Origin of the sequence: Aquimarina sp. 2-A2, from assembly GCF_045505135.1 — a bacterium.
GTDB lineage: Bacteria > Bacteroidota > Bacteroidia > Flavobacteriales > Flavobacteriaceae > Aquimarina > Aquimarina intermedia.
The window spans coordinates 17,753-37,149 of sequence record NZ_JBJKFI010000003.1 but is presented as its reverse complement, the minus strand read 5'-3'; the positions used below and the strand labels follow the sequence as shown (position 1 = coordinate 37,149).

Sequence of the window (19,397 nt, the reverse complement as noted above, 5' to 3'; positions counted from 1 at the left end):
TTCTGTAACTAGTTACTTTTTAACAAATTGCTTTGTATAGTTTTTGACTCCATCAAAAAGTGATACAAAATACGTTCCTGATGCGAGACCATTCATATCAATTGATGTAGTTTTTGCAAGAGCTTGAACTTCTCTCAGTACATTTCCTGAAGTATCGTATATCAGTACCGTAAATTGAGAAGGTGCCTCATTCGCAAGCGTAATATTTAACAATTCTGAGCCTACCGGATTGGGAGACAGCGTGAATACTTCCGACAACTCTTTGCCCGGATTCGTTTCCTTTGCCAGCATTGCGCATGTTCCCTGCACAACCCATCCCGTAGCATTCTTTTGATAAATCTTACCCTCGAGACGCATCTGATCCCCTGTTTTATAGGAACGCTTTGAAGAAAATGAGTTCACCTCATTACATGATCTTGAGGATAATGCACTTGATGATGAAACTTGCACATTATCTATCGCAACATCTCCTTGCCATCCAGATCCCGTAACCGTATTAAACCTAAGTTTTAAATTTCCTCCGTCATATGTAGAAAGATCAATGTTTGATGTATTCCAAGCAGAACCCTGTGCACCTGTCTTACTAAATATAGAGGACCAAGATGCTCCATTATCACTACTTGCTTCAACTTGTAAAGTCCCTATAGAACTTCCTGTCATATGATAGGAAAAACTAAGCGAAGCCCCTGTTACTGAACTTAAATCAAAACAAGGCGAATTTAATATCGCTCTTTTATTAGGATATCCTGAACCATTGCCAGAGGCTTCAACATATAAATAGTAGCTCCCCTGCTGTGCCGAGCTTGGACCTGTACCTCTTGATGGCGTTCCATTGGCATCGATAGACCAATTAAGGTTATCTGAGGTATCCTGTGTCCAGGCTCCCAGCGTATTTTCAAAACTTTCTGCATACGGGTAAGATGAAATTACGTTGGTACAACTATCCGATCCTCCCGAAGAAACATCATTTGAAATTTCAATAAGATATTCAAGCGCCAGCTTAGCAAATTTTGCCGCATGAGTAGCATTGGCCGTGGGAGAACGATCAAAGGTGTCATTAGGCGTGTGTATATATGGATTACTTTGAGAAAATGTGGCTTCAAAGGGAAAAGCAACTTCATATCCTTGTTGCGCCCAACTATAATGATCAGAACAACCATAATTACAAATCGTGGTTCCGTAGGTGAACTGATGTGTTCCCGTCGCGTTATAATAATTCATTAATTCGATAAGAAAATTATTTAAACTCGACGAATTATAGGAGTCTGTAGAAACATACACATCCTTTGATGACCCTTTATAATTAGTCATATCAAGTTGCATATAACTAACTACATCAACATTTCTACCTTTATAATCCTGAGCAATTTCTTTAGAACCTCGCAACCCTACTTCTTCTGCTGCAAAGGCCATAAATTCGACCGTTCGTTTAGGTCTATAATCCATAGAAAACAATACCCTTGCCGCTTCTGTTATTGTCGCGATTCCCGATGCATTATCATCGGCGCCAGGAGCGTCACCATTATTTCCTCTTGCTGTAGAATCGATATGTCCTCCTATAATTACAAAACTATCAGGTTCGTCTGTTCCTGTTATTGTCATAACAACCGACGGCATAGCAGTACTGCTATGATTAACGATTCTCACAGATACGTCTGAACGGTTCCCTGCAAGGCTTTCCCATTTCGTTTTTAGATCCAAAACCGCTTGTCTTGCGCTATTTGTTGTGTGATAGCGTGTTCCGTAATTTTCTAATTCAATTATTTGGTTTGCAATATTGGTGTTATTTAGCAAATTTAAACTTTGATTTACCAACGTTTGCTGTGTTATTTGAAAAGAAGTCGCTGCACGTTGCATAGTATTTAACCTCATCTTATCCAAAGAAGCAATTGCAGATTTCTCTGAAGGTTCAAATATGAATCCCGGTCCATGTACAAGTACCTTTTCATGTAAGAATTCGGCAGCATCTTCGGTTAACTTGACAGCACTAAAGCCATTAGCAGCAGTAATAATCTCAATCATTTCAGGATGTTGCTGCTGTAGTTCGTTTGCATCAACAGTCTGAATCGTCGCATAAAACATTGCAGATTCCTGTTGTGCGTAAGTGTTCGATAAAAATGTCAAAGCAATAAGCACTGACAGAAAAGTGTTGGTTATTTTCATGTTTAAAGAGTTTGTGTTTAACAACACTAACTTACACAAAATCCGGGTTTTACCACGATGGGTATCCCACAAAAAAACAACTGTATAAAATTCTGTTTTTGCTTTCAGTTTAGACTGAAACCTTTGCCAATTTTGCTATATTTACTTATGGAATTTATAGACGCCAAAGAAAAACTACTTGAAACCTGGGGAGCACTGGGAGACTCTTGGGGAATAAACAGAACAACTGCTCAAATACATGCGCTGCTCTTTATCGCTCCGAAACCCTTGGCTATGGAGGATATCATGGAAGAATTAAAGATTTCGAGAGGAAGCACCAGTACTAATTTGAGGATTTTATTAGATTGGGGGATTATTTATAAGGAAAATAAAATGGGCGAACGTAAAGAGTACTTTGTAGCCGAAAAAGATGTCTATAACTTATCCAGACAAATTGCAACGGAACGAAGTAAACGAGAAATCGCACCTGCCCTACAGACATTAAAAGAAATAGTCCAAATTAAAAAGGATGGAACCGCCGAAACCAGAGAATTTATTAAACAAACGCAGGCTTTATTAGTCATAACCAAAGATATAAATGCATTATTCAATCTTTTGAGTACTCAAGAGCAAGGTCGTTTGCAAAGAATAATTTTACATTGGCTAGGAAGTAAGAATACTTAAAAAGGTAACGAAACAGATGTTAACAGATTCTTAATACTATAATTCTTAAGAGTCCTTCGAGGTTTTTATTCTATTTTTGAAGTCTAGCTATTCAACATATGCCAACAAACGTTATAGATCCAAATACATGGGTAGATAAATATAGTAATTACTTATTCAACTATACCATAGGTAGAGTGAACAATAGAGAAATTGCTCAAGATCTGGTTCAGGAAACCTTTTTTGCCGGTCTCAAATCCATGAAAAATTTTAAAGGAGAGGCAAGTGAAAGAACTTGGTTAGTTGCTATCCTAAAGCGTAAGATAATTGATCATTATAGAAAAAGTAACAGTAAAAAGGGGAAAGCCGAAGTTCGCATGCAACAAATCGGAGATACTGAAACCGAAGGTGATTGGTTGGAAGAAAAAGTTGCGGATCCTTTTGAATTAAATGCAGAAAGCGAAATAGAGAACAAAGAATTAGGCAAGGCAATCTACCAATGCCTAGATAAACTTCCAGAAAAACACGCGGATATCTTTAGATTAAAAACCATTCAGGGATTTGATACTGAAGCAATTTGTAATGAATACAATATTACAGCGTCTAATCTATGGGTCATTATACACAGAGCACGTACTGCGATGGCTTCATGTCTGGAAAACAATTGGTTTAAATAGTTATTATGAGTAAAAGAAAAGGAATTTTTGTTAGTTGCGACGAAGCTGCGCTTTGTTGTGATAAAAGTCAATACAAAGAAGCCTCGTTGGCAGAAAAGATACGACTGAATATTCATTTGATTTTTTGCAAAGCTTGTCGCCTATATTCTTCTCGTAACTCCAAATTAACTTGGTTGTTAAAGCAAATCAAGACAGAAGAACTTTCTGAAGATGATAAAAGAATAATGAAACAAAATTTGGAGAAGCAAATGCCTGATTAATGAACTTTACTTCTTTCTCAAATTCCCTATCTTATAGCAAAGCGATATAGATAACTAACCAAAAGAGCGGAACACTCTCCACCCAAAAAGAACAATAATATTCAGATTGTCTTTTTTTAGCATTCCATAAAAAGAGCAAAATAAGTATAGTAATCAACAATGTACTATAAATTTCATGTAGCTCAATTTGTGATTTTAATAATGTCAACAACAAAAATATAATCATTAACGCACTACCAAAAATCTTGGTATTTGTTATACCTACCAGCTGCGGAATAGTTTGTAAGGATGTGTCATCATATTGAAGATCTCTAATCTCAAAAGGCAACATTACCACCACAATAAATAAAAAACGTTGCAACGTTTCTACCCATAACGCCAAAGTAAAATCAGCTTCTGCGACTGCCGAAGGAACCACGACGGTGGCTATTGCCCATACCAATCCTATGATATAAATTTTGATTCTAGCCACATTTCGCAAGCTTTTACCTCTGGGAAATATAGGCAGTGCATAAAGTGCAGTTAAAATTACTACCGGAATCATATAAAGTAAGGTTCCTATCTCAAAATACAATATACTTCCTAAGAAAAACAGCGCAGACAGTACTGTAAACCACTGTATCGCTTTCATCGATTTTGTTAAACGGCGATGATACAAATTAGAAACACTAGTATACTTAACAATATTATATCCTACAATAGCACCCGAAAACATAAAAATCAACAGCTCAGGCCTGAACTGCAATCCAAATTTAAATTGTGTTAAAATTACCAATGAGCAAATAGCTATAGCCACATGAATACTGCTATTGATATAAAATTTAAAAAAGATTTGAAACTGCTTCACATTGCAAATTTAACTTTCTCTGTTAATAACCCACATAATTGGTTGAAAACTTACAAATCCTTGTATAAAAAAGAGACTAAATTTTCTTAATTAAATACGTACTTTTGCCGACTCAAACACAACGTTTTTAGCATATGAAAACTGATTCTTTCAAACTTCGCCATATAGGCCCTTCTGAGAAGGATTTAAAAGACATGTTACACACTGTAAAAGCTGAATCTATGGATCAGCTAATTTATGAAACAGTTCCTGACGATATTTTATTGAAAAAACCACTTCAGCTTGATGAAGCAATGAGTGAGCAAGAATATGCAGCTCATTTATTAGAATTAGCTGCCAAGAATAGTGTTTTCAAAACCTATATCGGTCTTGGTTATCATGAAGCAAGTCTCCCTGCAGTAATTCAACGTAATATTCTTGAGAACCCGGGATGGTACACAGCGTATACTCCGTATCAGGCAGAGATCGCGCAAGGAAGATTGGAAGCTTTATTAAATTACCAAACAATGATCTGTGATTTGACAGGTATGGAGTTGGCTAATGCTTCTTTATTAGACGAAAGTACGGCTGCTGCAGAAGCGATGACAATGCTATATGCCGGCAGAACACGTGATCAGAAGAAAAGTGAGTGTAACAAATTTTTTGTTTCCGAAGAGATTCTTCCACAAACGTTGTCACTATTAAAAACTAGAGCTATACCATTAGCCATAGAATTGGTGATAGGCAATCATGAAACTTTTGAGTTTTCATCAGAATTTTATGGTGCATTACTACAATATCCGGGTAAATCCGGTGAGGTATTTGACTATGCCGCATTTGTAGAAAATGCACATGCTGCAGATATTAAAATTGCAGTAGCTGCAGATATTTTAAGTCTAGTAACCTTAAAATCTCCGGGTAGTTTTGGAGCAGATGTAGTAGTTGGTACTACTCAACGTTTTGGGATACCATTAGGATATGGAGGACCACACGCAGCCTATTTTGCAACGCGAGAAGAATACAAGCGTAATATTCCTGGTCGTATTATCGGTGTGACACAGGATACGAATGGTGATCGTGCGTTACGAATGGCATTACAAACAAGAGAACAACATATCAAAAGAGATAAAGCTACCTCTAATATCTGTACAGCACAGGTATTATTAGCCGTTATGGCTGGTATGTACGCGGTATATCATGGCCCAAACGGACTTAAATATATTGCAAACAAAGTTCATACCTCTGCCACGATATTGAGTAAAACCCTTTCAAAACTTGGTTTTACCCAATTAAACGAGAATTTCTTTGACACTATACGCATTACAGCAGATAGCAACAAAATAAAAACGTTGGCCGAAGCAAAGCAAGTAAACTTCTTTTACCCTGATGCATCTACTGTATCGATTGCTCTAAATGAAGCAACTACGGTAAAAGATTTGAATACTATTATTTCAATTTTTGCAGAATCTTCAGGCAAAGAAGCAGTTGTTATTCGTGATATTTCTAAAGAGGAAACCAGTATTTCTCAAAATTTAGCTAGGACTACAGATTTTCTGACTAACGAAGTTTTCAATAGCTATCATTCTGAAACTGAATTGATGCGTTATATCAAGAAATTAGAACGCAAAGATCTTTCTTTGAATCACTCTATGATTGCTCTGGGCTCATGTACGATGAAACTGAATGCTGCAGCCGAAATGCTACCATTAAGTGATCCGCAATGGGGGAATATTCATCCCTTTGTTCCTATTGAACAAGCGCAAGGATATCAAGAACTATTATCTAAATTAGAAGATCAACTTACAGAAATCACCGGTTTTGCCGGCACATCCTTACAACCCAATTCAGGCGCACAAGGAGAGTTTGCAGGACTTATGGTGATTAGAGCGTATCATGAATCACGTAATGATCATCACCGTAATATTTGTTTAATTCCCTCATCAGCACACGGAACCAATCCAGCATCTGCGGTAATGGCAGGAATGAAGGTTGTGGTAACCAAAGCTACTGACGAAGGAAATATTGATGTTGATGATTTACGTGAAAAAGCCGAAAAACATAAGGATAATTTAGCTGCCTTGATGGTTACCTATCCATCCACTCATGGTGTGTATGAATCGGCAATTAGAGAAATAACATCTATAATACATGAGAACGGCGGACAAGTATACATGGATGGCGCTAATATGAATGCTCAGGTTGGTTTAACAAACCCAGGTGCCATTGGGGCTGACGTTTGTCACCTTAACTTACATAAAACATTTGCCATTCCACATGGTGGTGGCGGACCAGGAGTAGGTCCGATATGTGTAGCAGAGCAACTTGTTCCTTTCTTACCCGGTAATCCGGTAATTAGTACAGGTGGCGAACATGCTATTACAGCAATATCTGCTGCACCTTGGGGATCCTCATTGGCCTGCATAATTTCTTACGGATATATTACCATGTTAGGTGCGGATGGTCTAAAGAATGCAACAGAATATGCAATTCTCAATGCCAACTATATTAAAGAACGACTGAACGGTCATTATAGTACGTTGTATTCTGGAGAACGCGGTAGAGCTGCTCACGAGATGATTGTAGATTGTCGCCCTTTTAAAGCAAATGGAATTGAGGTAACAGATATTGCCAAGCGTTTGATGGACTATGGGTTTCATGCTCCTACAGTCTCCTTTCCGGTAGCCGGCACAGTTATGATTGAACCTACTGAGAGCGAAAGCAAGGCAGAGTTAGATCGTTTTTGTGATGCTTTAATCTCTATTCGAAAAGAAATTAGCGAAGCAACCAAGGATAACACCAATAATATGCTAAAAAATGCTCCGCATACATTAGCCATGGTAACAGCTGATACTTGGGATTTTCCATACTCAAGAACTGAAGCCGCCTATCCACTATCGTATATAGCTGAAAATAAATTTTGGCCTTCTGTACGTCGTGTGGATGATGCCTATGGAGACAGAAATCTAATATGTACCTGTGAGCCCATCGAATCTTATATGGAAGAAGCTTAAAAATTAACGAACTCTACATACATAAACAAAGCGGGATTTTCATAAAGATCCCGCTTTGTTTATGTATTACTTTTTATACTGCCAGTTACTCTTCAATCTGCTTAGCAGTAACTATATCTTGGATTTTATTTTTAATATCCTCATCATCAAGATACACCAATAGTGCTTCTTTTAAAAAATCTCGTTTTCCATACAGCGCCTCTGACTCATTAACTCTGATACCATGAGTCTCAAGTAACATATCTCCTTTGCCTGTGAGTAGCCACAGAGGGTTCAACTGTTCGTAAGTAGCTATAATTCGTTCTATAAAATCTCCACCTATGTTACTATTCGAAGACTGCAGCCGATGTAAGTATCCCGGGCTAGCTTCAATTGACAAGCTAAAGCTACGTAAGCTATATCCCAAATACTCTGCAAAAATAATCACTCTATCTAAAATATTATCTTTTTTATCCAAAATAGTAGCTTAAAACTTGTTAATGTACAATATTTTATATATTATTGTATAGCGAAACTTCAACATTTCGTTCACAAAGATACTCATCATTTTAACATTAGCCAACTATCATGATAACGCAAGAAGAACGCTCGGCTATTATTAATAGTTTAGGAAGCAAACACATCAAAAAAATTCAAGAATACTTAAAAAAGAACAACATCTCAACCTCACAAGGAAGGCCCTACTCTAAAGCCACTATTTCTTACATCCTTTCAGGTGAACGAGAGAATGAGGTAATCGAAAATGCTATCTTTGCTTTTGCTCATCAAAAAGTCATTGAGAGGGAAAAACAACAGGAGCTAAGAGAGTTATTAATTGCCAAACAAAAAAAATGAAAAATGATATAATCGGTAGAGATGACTTAGAGTGTTTAATGAATTCATTTTATTCAAAGGTGCTAAATGATCCTCACATAGGTTATATTTTTACAGACATCGCTCAACTCAGTATGAAAAAACACTTACCGATTATTATTGATTTTTGGGAAATGAACTTATTCAGAAAAGTTACATACCGTAATAATGTGGTAAAAATTCATCAGGACCTCAACTCAAAACATCAATTACAAAAACACCATTTCGAAATATGGCTAACTCTTTTTAATAAAACTGTAGATGAATTGTTCGAAGGAATAAATGCCCAACGCATTAAGACGAATGCTTTATCTGTTGCTACGGTGCTTCAAATTAAGCTAAGTCATTAAGAAATCAGGTATTGAATTTAACTAGATATTAACAAATTAGGATAATCATAGATGTTTTATCAGATGAAGGTCTATATTTGCTGAAATTCAAAACTATATTATGAAAAAGATTTTTATTTTATTCCTCCTTTCTTTTATTGGAGCAAGCACTTCAATTGAAGCTCAAAATTTTCAACCAGGGTTCAATGGTTTTTCTAAGAAAAAGACTACCTACCTTCATATGATGGATGGAACTGTACAAAAAGGTAATCTAAAAAGTTTGGATTACAAAAAAGGATTGATTGAAGGTATTAAAATTAAAGATCTTCAAGACAACAAAATTAAAATCAAGCCAGAAGACATAAATTTTCTTTATTTACCTCCAAGTGGACTAGCAAAATTGGGAAGGTTTATGGACATGGCAACAGATTCTCAACAATGGAAAAACAAAGATCTTGATCAAAATTTATTCAAAGATGGATACGCGTATTTTGAAAATTCTGATGTTCGCGTAAAGAAAAAAACCAGAAACCTAATGATGCAGTTGGTAAACCCGGATTTTTCTGATAAAATTAAAGTATACCAAGATCCTTATGCGGGTGAAACTATGAGCATAGGTGTTGGACCGCTTAAAGCTGGCGGGATTGCAAAATCGTATTATGTAAAGAAAGCTAATGAAAAAGTAGCTGTTCGTCTTAAGAAAAAAGATTATGATGAAGAGTTCGCAATGTATTTTGCTGATTGTCCAGAATTGATCGCTAAGTATGGCGAAAATATTAAGTGGTCACAATTTGCACTTCACGTATATGAATACAACAACTTGTGTAACTAGTCAGAGAGTCCATTAAAATATACCAAGGGAAGCAGTACGCTTCCCTTTTTTAATTAATTACGATGAAAAATAAATTATAAATTCTATATTTCGACATCGTTGATTTTTTAACCAAACGCATCTTATGTACGAAGGTACTTTTCCGCATAAAAGATTTGAGAAAACGCTGAGTTTTCTTCGCAAACACGTTCCTACGCCTACTACTGTATTAGACTTGGGGGTTGAAAACCCTTTTTCTGAAATTATGAAAAAAGAAGGTTATGAGGTTCAAAATACAACCGGAGAGGACTTGGATTACGATACCTCAAAATTAAAAGAAAGTACGGCAAGCGTTGTTACTGCTTTTGAAATATTTGAACATCTACTTTCTCCATTTACAATACTTACTGATATCAAGGCAGATAAACTCGTAGCTTCAGTTCCCTTACGTTTGTGGTTTTCAAAAGCGTATCAAAGTAAAACAGATCCCTGGGACAGGCATTTTCATGAATTTGAGGATTGGCAATTTGATTGGCTCCTAGAAAAAGCCGGATGGACGATTATCGCTAAAGATTCATGGACACATCCTGTTAATAAGATAGGATTTCGTCCTTTCTTAAGACTTTTTACTCCACGTTATTATATCGTATATGCTGAAAGGCGAAAAGTATAATTAATTTTAATTGTAAGCTTATTCAGACACTCTTTTTATGTCAAAGATCTATATTGTCATACCTGCTCATAATGAGGAAAAATTTATCTCAAAGACACTTGATTCCTTAGTGAATCAGTCTCTGTTACCCGATAAACTTGTGATAGTGGATGATAATAGCTCAGACAACACTAATAAGATTTTAAAAACATACGTCGATCGATATCCATTCATTGTAATTGTGCACATACGATCTAAAGAGCAACACCTACCAGGTAGCAAAGTTATAAATGCCTTTAATGCTGGCTTAAAAGTACTGGACACGGACTATGATATTCTATGTAAATTTGATGCGGACCTAATTTTTCCATCTGATTACTTAGAGACTGTTGCTTCGCATTTTAAGACTGATCATAATGTCGGTATGGCCGGGGGTTTTTGTTATATTTCAAAAAATAAACACTGGGAGTTAGAAAACCTCACTAACAAAGATCATATTCGTGGCGCTTTAAAAGCATACCGCAAAGAATGTTTTAATGATATTAATGGACTTACTCCTGCTATGGGTTGGGATACTATCGATGAACTACTGGCTCAATTCTATGGTTGGTCAATCAAAACCGATGCGTCTTTAAAGGTTAAACATTTAAAACCTACAGGCCAGACATACCACACATCTTCAAAACTTAAACAAGGGCAAGCATTTTATCAAATACGTTATGGCTTTTGGTTAACCCTAATCGCTTCAATCAAATTAAGTATCTTAAAAAAACAGCCGAAACTCTTTTTTGATTATCTACAAGGGTACTTCAAAGCGGTAAAAAATCGAACTCCCTATTTAGTCACAGCTGAGCAAGGCAGATTTATTAGAAAACTACGTTGGAAGAAAATTTTTGGTAAATTATTTTAAAACCTCTTTCAAAACAGTTCCAGTATTTCCGTTAGGAAACTCAATCCCTAACAAACTAGAGATAGTAGGCGCGATATCGGTTATAAAAACTTTCTCGACACTACTCCCTTTTTGTATCCCTTTTCCAAAAAACAACAACGGAGCATGTGTATCATAACTTGAGCCACTGCCGTGCGTTGATCCTTTTTTTGAATAGGTGATTGTAGCCGGATCCAATACGAATAAAACATCTCCACTACGTTTTTGATTAAACCCTTTTTGTAATAATGCCGGAACTCCGAATTGATAAGTACTTCCCAACATTTGGTTACGAGTATATGCTTTATCGACTTGTGGATATGCAAGGATATACTCTGCTGTATATTTCTGTAAATGGGAGGGATTCAACTCTTTTTCCTGAACCAGTGCATAGTTAAAGAATATCTGACCATTAGAAACGCTTTCAACCAACCCTTGAACTCCAAATTTTTCAGTCAATTGTGCATTAAGCTGTTCAGAAAATTGCTTTAAATCAAAATATCCTGCCGGTATTTTTAAGGCATTTAAATAGGCCGGTACATTCACAGCCCCATGATCTGCTGTCAAAAACACTGTATAATTTCCTACTCCGACTTTCTTATCAAGTGCCATCAGCAGGCGCTCCAGATCTTTGTCCAAACGTACATAGGCATCTTGAACTTCTTTGGAATTTACTCCAAAATTATGTCCAATATAATCCGTACTAGAAAAACTTACCGCTAGTACATCTGTATCGTTGTCTAATCCTAATCCTTCTCCCTCTAGCGCGGCAATGGCAAAATCTGTAGTTAGACTATTGCCGTAGGGAGTAGCTTTTAAAATATCAAAACCGCCATTTTCTTCGGCCAGAGCTGCTAATTCATAAGGAAAAACTGCCTTTTCTTTCCCCTTAAATCCTGCCTCATACATATTTTCATCAACTCCACTAGCACTATATTGTTCGCTATCAACCATAGTGTCCCACGTTTTTAAATAGGATTTTATCGTTCCCGAAGCATTAAATTTTTGCACCCATTGAGGCAGTACATCCATATAATAAGAGCTTGTGATCCATTGCCCTTCGTCACGACCTCTAAACCAATAGGCAGCATTTGCCGTATGCCCCGCCGGTAAAATGGCTCCGCGGTCTTTTAGAGAAATCCCTATGGTCTTTCCGCGCATTTGTGTATGCATACGATTTTGATCTGCAAAACTGGTTGTTTTCATGCGTCTGGGTGACATCTTATCAAATTTACTGGTAGACCCAACCGCATTCACCAGTGTATCTTCGACACAATATACCTTTGTTTTCGCAGTTTTATCATACCAATTATTTGCTATTATGCCATGGTTAAAAGGAGTTGTACCTGTATATACGGATGCATGTCCTGGTCCTGTATAGGTGGGGATATAGTTGAAATGCGCATTCTTGTATTGGAAACCTTCCTTACTAATTCGCTTAAAGCCACCGGATCCAAAGGAAGTATCAAATCGTGTTAAGTAATCATAGCGCATCTGATCTACCACAATTCCTACCACCAGCTTTGGATGATCGTTCTCTGATAGTACTGTCTGTGTATGTCCCTTAAAAATAAATCCTACCGTTAGTATTAAAAAAGCTATTCTCAACATTCCTTTAATTTGTATTTGAATATGCAAAAGTAGCATTTATATAAAACTAAACTTTAGTATAAGGTTAAATGCTGTCGGATATTTTTTTTCTATTTTAGCCGTTCTAATCAAAAATACATGTTTTACCTAGACGATATTGGACGTTATTTTTTAATGATTAAGGGAGTTTTTAGTCGTATGACCAAAGGTTCTGTCTTGCGTACATTAATTTTTAAGGAAATTGATGACCTTATTATCGGGTCTATAGGTATCACCGTATTTCTTGCTTTTTTTATCGGGGCTGTTGTAGCTATACAAACTGCATTAAACCTTACCAATCCCTTGATTCCGAAACAATTAATTGCATTTGCTTCTCGCCAATCCGTAATTTTAGAATTTGCTCCAACGTTTATTTCGGTGATCATGGCGGGTAAAGTAGGCTCCTTTATTACTTCTAGTATTGGAACGATGCGGGTGACAGAACAAATTGATGCCTTAGAGGTTATGGGGATCAATTCTTTAAATTACTTGGTTTTCCCTAAAATTATCGCCATGTTGATGTATCCCTTTGTCATCGCAATCGCAATGTTTGTGGGAATTTTTGGAGGTTACATCGCCGGAGTTTATGGAGGTTTTGTTTCTAGCAGTGAATTTATTACAGGATTACAGGACGAATTTGTTCCCTTTCATTTGGTCTACGCTTTTATTAAGACATTTTTATTCGCATTTCTACTAGCGACGATCCCCTCATTTCACGGATACTATATGAAAGGTGGAGCTCTCGAAGTTGGTAAAGCCAGTACCGCTGCTTTTGTCTGGACAACCGTTGTAATTGTAATTTCAAACTATATACTAACACAATTATTACTAAGCGCATGATAGAAGTTAACGATATACATAAAGCATTTCATGGCGAAGAAATATTGAAAGGTATCACTACTACATTTCACCGTGGAAAAACAAATCTAATAATTGGAACCAGTGGTAGTGGGAAAACGGTTTTTTTAAAATGTTTATTAGGATTATTTACCCCAGAAAAAGGCACGATATCCTATGATGGTGAAAACTATTCTGAATTAGATGAAGAGGAAAAGAGACGACTACGTCAACGAATGGGAATGGTTTTTCAAGGCAGCGCCTTGTTTGACTCTATGACTGTTGAGGAGAATATCATGTTTCCACTTAAAATGTTTACCCGACAGAAAAAATCTGAAATGATGGATCGTGCAAATGAAGTAATCGATCGGGTTAATCTGGAGAATGCTAATAAAAAACTTCCTTCAGAAATTAGTGGAGGTATGCAAAAACGTGTTGCAATCGCCCGTGCAATTGTAACCAGACCTAAATATCTTTTCTGTGATGAACCGAATTCTGGTTTAGACCCAAACACAGCCATGGTTATTGATAACTTAATTCAAGAAATTACAGTCGAAAATGATATTACCACAGTAATCAACACCCATGATATGAATTCTGTGATGGAAATTGGTGAAAAGATCATCTTTTTGAAGAAGGGATTCTTAGAATGGGAAGGTGATAAAACACAAATCTTCAAAACTGATAACGAGGCTGTAACTAATTTTGTATACTCGTCTAACTTATTTAAAAAAGTACGAAAAGCACAGTTGCAAGGTTTTTAAGCCAATCTATTGTAATCCTGACAAGCACATTAGCAATTATAATGAAACGTGCCTATTTCACTATCAGCGTATCTACTCCTATTTGACGTGTTGACCATTTTCTTAGATCAGTTTGTCGCAATTCATGAAGACTATCGGATAGTTGAGATTTCCAAACAGGAAAAAGCATCGGAACCGTATCCACCCTCAGAAAATTAGACTGCAACACTAAACCGTAGCCCAGGGCTGAAAGATCCGGAAATCTAATTTTGGCATCTTTTGCAATAGAATTATAAGGTAACACTTTGACAGGCTCTACTTTACTTGCATCACGCAACTGTAACTCCAACGCCGCAATTCGGTTTTTGAGATCTTCATTTTGCGCAGTTAACCTATCATTAGCATTCTCGAGTCTTCCGAGTTCAACGATCGATCGATCGTAGGCTTTTGAAACTTGTTCCAATCCTCTTGACTTATTTCCGTTAATGGTTAACTCAAAATCTTTTATATGATCATACTTCTTGATTTCGTTTCTCAGATCGCTAACAACAGCTTTATCTATTTCACCATCAAAAAACAGCTTAATGGTTCCTTCATTATAATTATAGAAATCCTTACGCAGGTATAGATTTTCGTTACCTGAAATTTCACTCTCCAAAAAGTTGCGGTAATCACGCTCACTATTGCTTTCTCCCAATACTTTAACAAAAGTAAAAATTGCGGGAATCATGGCCAATAGTGCTATAAAAGATGCTAATTGCGCAGTGCGCTTCCGCTTTGCAGAGTTTGCATATCTGATCATTGGAAAACGCAATAGCTTAGCTGTTATAAACGTCGATAGCGCAATAAAAATCGCATTAATAGTAAAAAGGTATAAAGCACCCCCTGCATAAATAAAGTTCCACTCTGCTATACCATAACCTACCGTACACAGAGGCGGCATAAGTGCCGTAGCAATCGCTACTCCGGCAATCGCATTTGGCATTGTTCCTTTTTTGGACTTGGCAACTATTAAGGCCAACCCTCCAAAAATTGCTACAAAAACATCCAATATGGTGGGTGCTGTTCTTGCTTCCAACTCTGGTGTTAACTCTGTCAAAGGGGATAGTGAAAAATACAAGGTAGCAGTCAGAACACTCAAGCCTACCATCACTCCAAGGTTGATAAGCGATCGTCTAAGCGTGTCAATATCGTTAATTGCGATGGACAATCCTACTCCGACGATTGGCCCCATAAGAGGTGATATAAGCATCGCTCCAATAACTACAGCGGTAGAACTAACGTTGAGCCCTATTGATGCAACAAAAATAGAAAAGACGAGGATCCATGCGTTATGACCTTGAAATGGAATGTCATTCTTTACATCAGCAACAGTCTGATCTCGATCTGTATCTGACCGTATATCTAGTAAATCACTTAAAAACGCACTGACACTCTCAAAAAGACCTTTAGCCTCTTTCTTTATCGTTTCCTTTACCTCCTCTGCATCAATAGGAGATTCTGAGTTTGAATTTTCTTGCATAATCTAATTAGCCGTAATGTTCTCCAAATTTAGTTTTTACCGCCGCCAACACTTCCTTGATTTGTTGTTCTTTGGTTTTTGGATAAATCAGAAGTACCTCCTCATTATCTATGATTATATAATCATCCAAACCATCGACAACTACCACCTTCTCGCTGCTAGTGCGAATCATATTGCCCTTAGCATTTTGAGCTAAAAGTTTCGCGTTAACAACTGCGTTTTGTGCATCCGTTTTATCCAGTTCATTATATAAAGAACCCCAGGTTCCTAAATCATTCCAATCAAAACTAGCAGGTAACACATAGACATTATCAGCTTGTTCTAAAATAGCATAATCTATTGATATATTTTCAGCTAATGGATAATTATCTTGGATAAAACCTTCTTCTGCAACTGTATTGAGCTCTGGCAACCCTTTGACAAACAAAGCTGTCATTTGCTTTTGATAGTTTTCAAAGGCTTTAAGAATACTCGATACACTCCAAACAAATATACCCGCATTCCATAAATAATTTCCTTCTACCAGAAACTGTTTGGCAGTTTCATAGTTCGGTTTCTCTGTAAATTTTGAAACTTCTTTAATAGTATTCTCATCTTCTTTATACTGAATATAACCATAGCCCGTGTTGGGAAACGTTGGCTTTATCCCCAAAGTGATTAACCTATCATGTTGTTCGCATGTTTCAAAACTCTTCTGAACATCCTTTGCAAAAGCTACCTCATCTTCTATCCAGTGATCACTGGGAGCAACAATCATCACCGCATCAGGATCTAGTTTTTGGATTTTTAAAGATGCATACAATATGCAAGGTGCTGTATTCCGCATCGCGGGCTCTCCAATAATTTGATCTTTGCTTATTTGTGGTAAATGTTCCTGAACCAAATCACTGTAGCAAGCATTAGTTAGAATAAATATGTTTTCTTCTGGTATACTTTTAGCTAATCTCTTAAATGTATGTTGAATTAAAGATTCGCCGGTCCCTAACATATCGTGAAATTGTTTCGGGAATTTAGTCGTGCTTACCGGCCAAAAACGTGATCCAACTCCGCCTGCCATTAAAATGGCATAATAATTCTTTTTCATCTGTATATGTTTCTTTTACATCGTTAGATATAAGCGCGAATAATCAACTATCTTGATACTTGGTTATTTATATCTCAGTGTATTATTTCAACTTCTGCATTAGGATTAAAAAGATAGACTCTACCCGTTTTAATTTCTACGCATTCATATCGTTTTATTTTTTTGTTTCCTTTACGGAATAATTTCCCGTTATATAATCTAAAGGTACTGCCAAAAGGAAGTTCAAAGATATAGTTTTTATCATTTGCGGGATCAAATTGTTTCAGAAGAAGCGATAAGTGTGCATCGGTATCACTACTTGCCTTTGGATTTTTAAAATGATGTGCAATTGCCGGAAGCAATGAAGCGGGAAAAATCTGAGGATTGATAAAAGGAAGCATTAACCTTTGAAACGTTCTTTTCCATTCCAACCCATGCGGTTTAATAATTTTACCATAGTGCTCAAAGGCTAATAAATGCGCTATCTCGTGAATCAATGTGATTAAAAACCGGTATTTATTAAGAGACGCATTTACAGTAATTTGATGACTCCCATCTGCTAACCTGCGATAATCTCCGTGGCGTGTGACACGTTCATTTACAATTTTAAGATATACGTTGTTTTGAACAATTAAGTCAAACGCAGGATCGACAGCCCGTTCCGGTATGTATTTAGTCAAAATCTCTTTCACTCGCACAAAATACAAAATAGCGCTATAAGTACAGAAAAATCTTGTTTTAAATTCTCTATTTCGATTGAGACGAGATTTTTAAGGTGTACTACTTGACACCTGTAGCACCTTGCCTTGATAGAACTTTTGACCGGTTTCTGCAAAATCCTTGATATATTTAGCCATTTCGAGTGCTGTCAACGGAGCTTCATAGCCCGGAAAAGCCTCCTCAAGCATTTCTGTCTGTACTGCTCCAAGCGCTAAAGCATTAAATGCGATACCTGTTTCTTTATATTCTTCGGCCAACAATTCGATTAACGTTAGTACTGCACCTTTACTTGAACTATAGGCGGCTAATCCCGGAAACTTGAGACTTCCTTGTATGCCCCCCATACTGCTAATAGCAATAACATGACTCCCTTTTACCAAATATGGCAATATACGACGCGTTAATTCTGCCACACCAAAAACGTTTACTTGATACACCTTCTCAAAATCCTTGGTCGTAAGCTGAGAGAAAGGTTTATTAATTAAAAGCCCTGCATTATGAATTAAAATATCTACTTGTTGCCATTGAGACTTTACAAAATCAGCAACTGTATCCAAGTCTTTCCCATTTTCTAAATCAAAAGAAAAGGCATGAATTTTCTCATGCTTCAATGCAGCAATTGGTTGCTTGTTTCTGGAAAGTGCTAAAATATTATGTCCTTGATCAGCAAATAACCTAGCTAGCTCAAAACCAATACCTCTACTGGTTCCTGTGATTATTATATTCTTCATGTAATTTTTTTTAACTAATTTAATAGAATCTCATTTTCTGTAGTATATGCCATTGCAGTAACAGCCGGAATTATTAGCTCAACCAAATCGCTCATAAAATCGTAGTTCATTTTATCAGCCTCATCATCAACATGATGATAAAAGTCATAGTTAGAAAAATCAAAAGTGGAGAGCGTATGACTAGGCACCTCTAATTCTTTATAAAATGAGTAGTTGTCACTACGTTTGAAAAGCTGGTACTCTTTAGCTTTTGGCAAAAACCCAATCCACTCTCTATTACCATAATCATTAAGTTTTTCTGCCATATTTGATTTGGAATAACCCGTGAGATATGCCACGTACTTCTTCCCAGCCATAGGCACCCCAACCATCTCAAAATTCAGCATAGTATAAATGGGAGTATTAAGTTCCTTAAGTTTATTCGCCAAATGTTTAGACCCTACTAATCCACTTTCTTCCGCACCAAATAACACAAAAATCAGACTACGCTTTATTGATTTCGTTGTAGCAAAATGTTTTGCAAGTGCCAAAACTACGCTAACTCCCGTCGCATTATCATTTGCCCCATTAGCAATACTATCGCCTCCTATAATCTTTGCAGTGCCGATATGATCTAAATGCGCCCCTAATACAATATATTCTTTTGAGAGTAGCGAGTCGTTTCCTTTTACAACACCTACAATATTTTTAGTCTTAGTATCATTAGCCAAAAAGGAATCGTTATATGTTTTAAAAAAAGGTTGAACACCATACGTTTCAAATTTTTTGATTACATAGTCAGTCGCCACGTCATAGCCTACAGTGCCTAAAGCTCTTCCGTTCAAAGAGTCGCTCGCCAGAAAAGAAACATCTTGCGCGAGGGTTGTTTTGATTTCCTTTAAATTCAGAACATCAGATTTCTTCTCAGATTGCTGTCCATATCCTGTAGTTAAAACAAATAATAAAACATAAAACCCTAGAGTCCTTTTAAAAAATTTCATAGCCATGCGTTATTGTAATTA

20 protein-coding genes are annotated in these 19,397 nt (G+C 36.7%); 11 read left to right on the top strand and 9 right to left on the bottom strand.

Features of this window, described 5'->3' with window-relative positions; all coding sequences use genetic code 11:
* Positions 1-12 precede the first annotated feature (12 nt).
* A complete protein-coding gene (locus tag ACJRPK_RS08445; protein WP_407139497.1) occupies positions 13-2,163 on the bottom strand; it encodes a M20/M25/M40 family metallo-hydrolase in 2,151 nt (716 codons plus the stop codon).
* A gap of 147 nt (positions 2,164-2,310) precedes the next feature.
* Between ACJRPK_RS08445 and ACJRPK_RS08440 the strand changes: the two genes are divergently transcribed.
* The 3 genes from ACJRPK_RS08440 to ACJRPK_RS08430 all read left to right on the top strand — a co-directional run bounded on the left by ACJRPK_RS08440 (position 2,311) and on the right by ACJRPK_RS08430 (position 3,742).
* Positions 2,311-2,826 (top strand): GbsR/MarR family transcriptional regulator, encoded by a 516-nt coding sequence (locus ACJRPK_RS08440; protein WP_407139496.1) that lies wholly within the window; start codon positions 2,311-2,313, stop codon positions 2,824-2,826.
* A 98-nt stretch (positions 2,827-2,924) separates the two neighbouring features.
* Positions 2,925-3,482: a sigma-70 family RNA polymerase sigma factor gene (locus ACJRPK_RS08435; protein WP_407139495.1), complete on the top strand. Its 558-nt coding sequence runs from the start codon at positions 2,925-2,927 to the stop codon at positions 3,480-3,482.
* Positions 3,483-3,487: 5 nt separating this feature from the next.
* On the top strand, positions 3,488-3,742 hold the full coding sequence (locus ACJRPK_RS08430) for a hypothetical protein (protein WP_407139494.1): 255 nt from the start codon (positions 3,488-3,490) through the stop codon (positions 3,740-3,742).
* A 31-nt stretch (positions 3,743-3,773) separates the two neighbouring features.
* Here ACJRPK_RS08430 and ACJRPK_RS08425 read toward each other — a convergent pair whose 3' ends face one another.
* Complete coding sequence (locus tag ACJRPK_RS08425) at positions 3,774-4,589, bottom strand: hypothetical protein (RefSeq protein WP_407139493.1); 816 nt, start codon at positions 4,587-4,589, stop codon at positions 3,774-3,776.
* 134 nt (positions 4,590-4,723) lie between these two features.
* On the opposite strand from ACJRPK_RS08425, the gene gcvP reads away from it, so the two are divergent.
* Positions 4,724-7,579 carry an aminomethyl-transferring glycine dehydrogenase gene (gcvP, locus tag ACJRPK_RS08420; RefSeq protein ID WP_407139492.1) on the top strand — a complete coding sequence of 952 codons (2,856 nt, stop codon included), beginning with the start codon at positions 4,724-4,726 and terminating at the stop codon, positions 7,577-7,579.
* Positions 7,580-7,664: 85 nt separating this feature from the next.
* Here the strand turns inward: gcvP and ACJRPK_RS08415 are convergent, their stop codons facing one another.
* Positions 7,665-8,036 (bottom strand): hypothetical protein, encoded by a 372-nt coding sequence (locus tag ACJRPK_RS08415; RefSeq protein WP_407139491.1) that lies wholly within the window; start codon positions 8,034-8,036, stop codon positions 7,665-7,667.
* 110 nt (positions 8,037-8,146) lie between these two features.
* Between ACJRPK_RS08415 and ACJRPK_RS08410 the strand changes: the two genes are divergently transcribed.
* From ACJRPK_RS08410 to ACJRPK_RS08390, 5 genes are all read left to right on the top strand, one after another.
* Positions 8,147-8,413, top strand: coding sequence for a hypothetical protein (locus ACJRPK_RS08410; protein WP_407139490.1), 267 nt, complete (start codon positions 8,147-8,149; stop codon positions 8,411-8,413).
* Positions 8,410-8,781, top strand: a complete 372-nt coding sequence (locus ACJRPK_RS08405) for a group III truncated hemoglobin (protein WP_407139489.1) — start codon at positions 8,410-8,412, stop codon at positions 8,779-8,781. Before ACJRPK_RS08410 ends, ACJRPK_RS08405 begins: the two co-directional genes overlap by 4 nt.
* A 100-nt stretch (positions 8,782-8,881) precedes the next feature.
* Positions 8,882-9,592: a hypothetical protein gene (locus tag ACJRPK_RS08400; RefSeq protein WP_407139488.1), complete on the top strand. Its 711-nt coding sequence runs from the start codon at positions 8,882-8,884 to the stop codon at positions 9,590-9,592.
* A 124-nt stretch (positions 9,593-9,716) separates the two neighbouring features.
* Positions 9,717-10,244: a methyltransferase gene (locus tag ACJRPK_RS08395; protein ID WP_407139487.1), complete on the top strand. Its 528-nt coding sequence runs from the start codon at positions 9,717-9,719 to the stop codon at positions 10,242-10,244.
* A gap of 37 nt (positions 10,245-10,281) precedes the next feature.
* The gene (locus ACJRPK_RS08390; protein ID WP_407139486.1) at positions 10,282-11,133 is read left to right on the top strand and encodes a glycosyltransferase; all 852 of its coding nucleotides are present in this window, start codon (positions 10,282-10,284) and stop codon (positions 11,131-11,133) included.
* Here the strand turns inward: ACJRPK_RS08390 and pafA are convergent.
* Entirely contained in the window at positions 11,125-12,789 is a 1,665-nt protein-coding gene (gene pafA / locus ACJRPK_RS08385; RefSeq protein ID WP_407139485.1) for an alkaline phosphatase PafA, read from the bottom strand. The genes ACJRPK_RS08390 and pafA overlap by 9 nt on opposite strands.
* 90 nt (positions 12,790-12,879) lie before the next feature.
* On the opposite strand from pafA, the gene ACJRPK_RS08380 reads away from it, so the two are divergent.
* A complete protein-coding gene (locus tag ACJRPK_RS08380) occupies positions 12,880-13,620 on the top strand; it encodes an ABC transporter permease (RefSeq protein ID WP_148782554.1) in 741 nt (246 codons plus the stop codon).
* Positions 13,617-14,381 carry an ABC transporter ATP-binding protein gene (locus ACJRPK_RS08375; protein ID WP_148782553.1) on the top strand — a complete coding sequence of 255 codons (765 nt, stop codon included), beginning with the start codon at positions 13,617-13,619 and terminating at the stop codon, positions 14,379-14,381. The genes ACJRPK_RS08380 and ACJRPK_RS08375 overlap by 4 nt, the downstream gene beginning before the upstream one ends.
* Before the next feature lie 52 nt (positions 14,382-14,433).
* On the opposite strand, the gene ACJRPK_RS08370 is transcribed toward ACJRPK_RS08375, so the two are convergent.
* From ACJRPK_RS08370 to ACJRPK_RS08350, 5 genes are all read right to left on the bottom strand, one after another.
* On the bottom strand, positions 14,434-15,882 hold the full coding sequence (locus ACJRPK_RS08370; RefSeq protein ID WP_407139484.1) for a DUF389 domain-containing protein: 1,449 nt from the start codon (positions 15,880-15,882) through the stop codon (positions 14,434-14,436).
* Positions 15,883-15,889: 7 nt separating this feature from the next.
* Complete coding sequence (locus tag ACJRPK_RS08365; protein ID WP_407139483.1) at positions 15,890-16,966, bottom strand: mannose-1-phosphate guanylyltransferase; 1,077 nt, start codon at positions 16,964-16,966, stop codon at positions 15,890-15,892.
* 74 nt (positions 16,967-17,040) lie between these two features.
* Positions 17,041-17,637 carry a SprT-like domain-containing protein gene (locus ACJRPK_RS08360; RefSeq protein ID WP_407139482.1) on the bottom strand — a complete coding sequence of 199 codons (597 nt, stop codon included), beginning with the start codon at positions 17,635-17,637 and terminating at the stop codon, positions 17,041-17,043.
* 78 nt (positions 17,638-17,715) lie between these two features.
* The gene (locus tag ACJRPK_RS08355) at positions 17,716-18,396 is read right to left on the bottom strand and encodes an SDR family NAD(P)-dependent oxidoreductase (RefSeq protein ID WP_407139481.1); all 681 of its coding nucleotides are present in this window, start codon (positions 18,394-18,396) and stop codon (positions 17,716-17,718) included.
* A 14-nt stretch (positions 18,397-18,410) separates the two neighbouring features.
* Positions 18,411-19,376, bottom strand: coding sequence for a M28 family peptidase (locus ACJRPK_RS08350; RefSeq protein WP_407139480.1), 966 nt, complete (start codon positions 19,374-19,376; stop codon positions 18,411-18,413).
* Between the last annotated feature and the right edge of the window lie 21 nt (positions 19,377-19,397).

Excerpts from the sequence above, each read along its gene's own strand:
- ACJRPK_RS08395 (WP_407139487.1), top strand. The coding sequence starts at position 9,717 with ATGTACGAAGGTACTTTTCCGCATAAAAGATTTGAGAAAACGCTGAGT.
- ACJRPK_RS08370 (WP_407139484.1), bottom strand. The coding sequence starts at position 15,882 with ATGCAAGAAAATTCAAACTCAGAATCTCCTATTGATGCAGAGGAGGTA.
- ACJRPK_RS08405 (WP_407139489.1), top strand. The coding sequence starts at position 8,410 with ATGAAAAATGATATAATCGGTAGAGATGACTTAGAGTGTTTAATGAAT.
- ACJRPK_RS08380 (WP_148782554.1), top strand. The coding sequence starts at position 12,880 with ATGTTTTACCTAGACGATATTGGACGTTATTTTTTAATGATTAAGGGA.
- ACJRPK_RS08375 (WP_148782553.1), top strand. The coding sequence starts at position 13,617 with ATGATAGAAGTTAACGATATACATAAAGCATTTCATGGCGAAGAAATA.
- gcvP (WP_407139492.1), top strand. The coding sequence starts at position 4,724 with ATGAAAACTGATTCTTTCAAACTTCGCCATATAGGCCCTTCTGAGAAG.
- ACJRPK_RS08440 (WP_407139496.1), top strand. The coding sequence starts at position 2,311 with ATGGAATTTATAGACGCCAAAGAAAAACTACTTGAAACCTGGGGAGCA.
- ACJRPK_RS08365 (WP_407139483.1), bottom strand. The coding sequence starts at position 16,966 with ATGAAAAAGAATTATTATGCCATTTTAATGGCAGGCGGAGTTGGATCA.
- ACJRPK_RS08445 (WP_407139497.1), bottom strand. The coding sequence starts at position 2,163 with ATGAAAATAACCAACACTTTTCTGTCAGTGCTTATTGCTTTGACATTT.
- ACJRPK_RS08350 (WP_407139480.1), bottom strand. The coding sequence starts at position 19,376 with ATGAAATTTTTTAAAAGGACTCTAGGGTTTTATGTTTTATTATTTGTT.
- ACJRPK_RS08400 (WP_407139488.1), top strand. The coding sequence starts at position 8,882 with ATGAAAAAGATTTTTATTTTATTCCTCCTTTCTTTTATTGGAGCAAGC.
- ACJRPK_RS08435 (WP_407139495.1), top strand. The coding sequence starts at position 2,925 with ATGCCAACAAACGTTATAGATCCAAATACATGGGTAGATAAATATAGT.
- ACJRPK_RS08410 (WP_407139490.1), top strand. The coding sequence starts at position 8,147 with ATGATAACGCAAGAAGAACGCTCGGCTATTATTAATAGTTTAGGAAGC.
- ACJRPK_RS08430 (WP_407139494.1), top strand. The coding sequence starts at position 3,488 with ATGAGTAAAAGAAAAGGAATTTTTGTTAGTTGCGACGAAGCTGCGCTT.
- ACJRPK_RS08390 (WP_407139486.1), top strand. The coding sequence starts at position 10,282 with ATGTCAAAGATCTATATTGTCATACCTGCTCATAATGAGGAAAAATTT.
- ACJRPK_RS08355 (WP_407139481.1), bottom strand. The coding sequence starts at position 18,396 with ATGAAGAATATAATAATCACAGGAACCAGTAGAGGTATTGGTTTTGAG.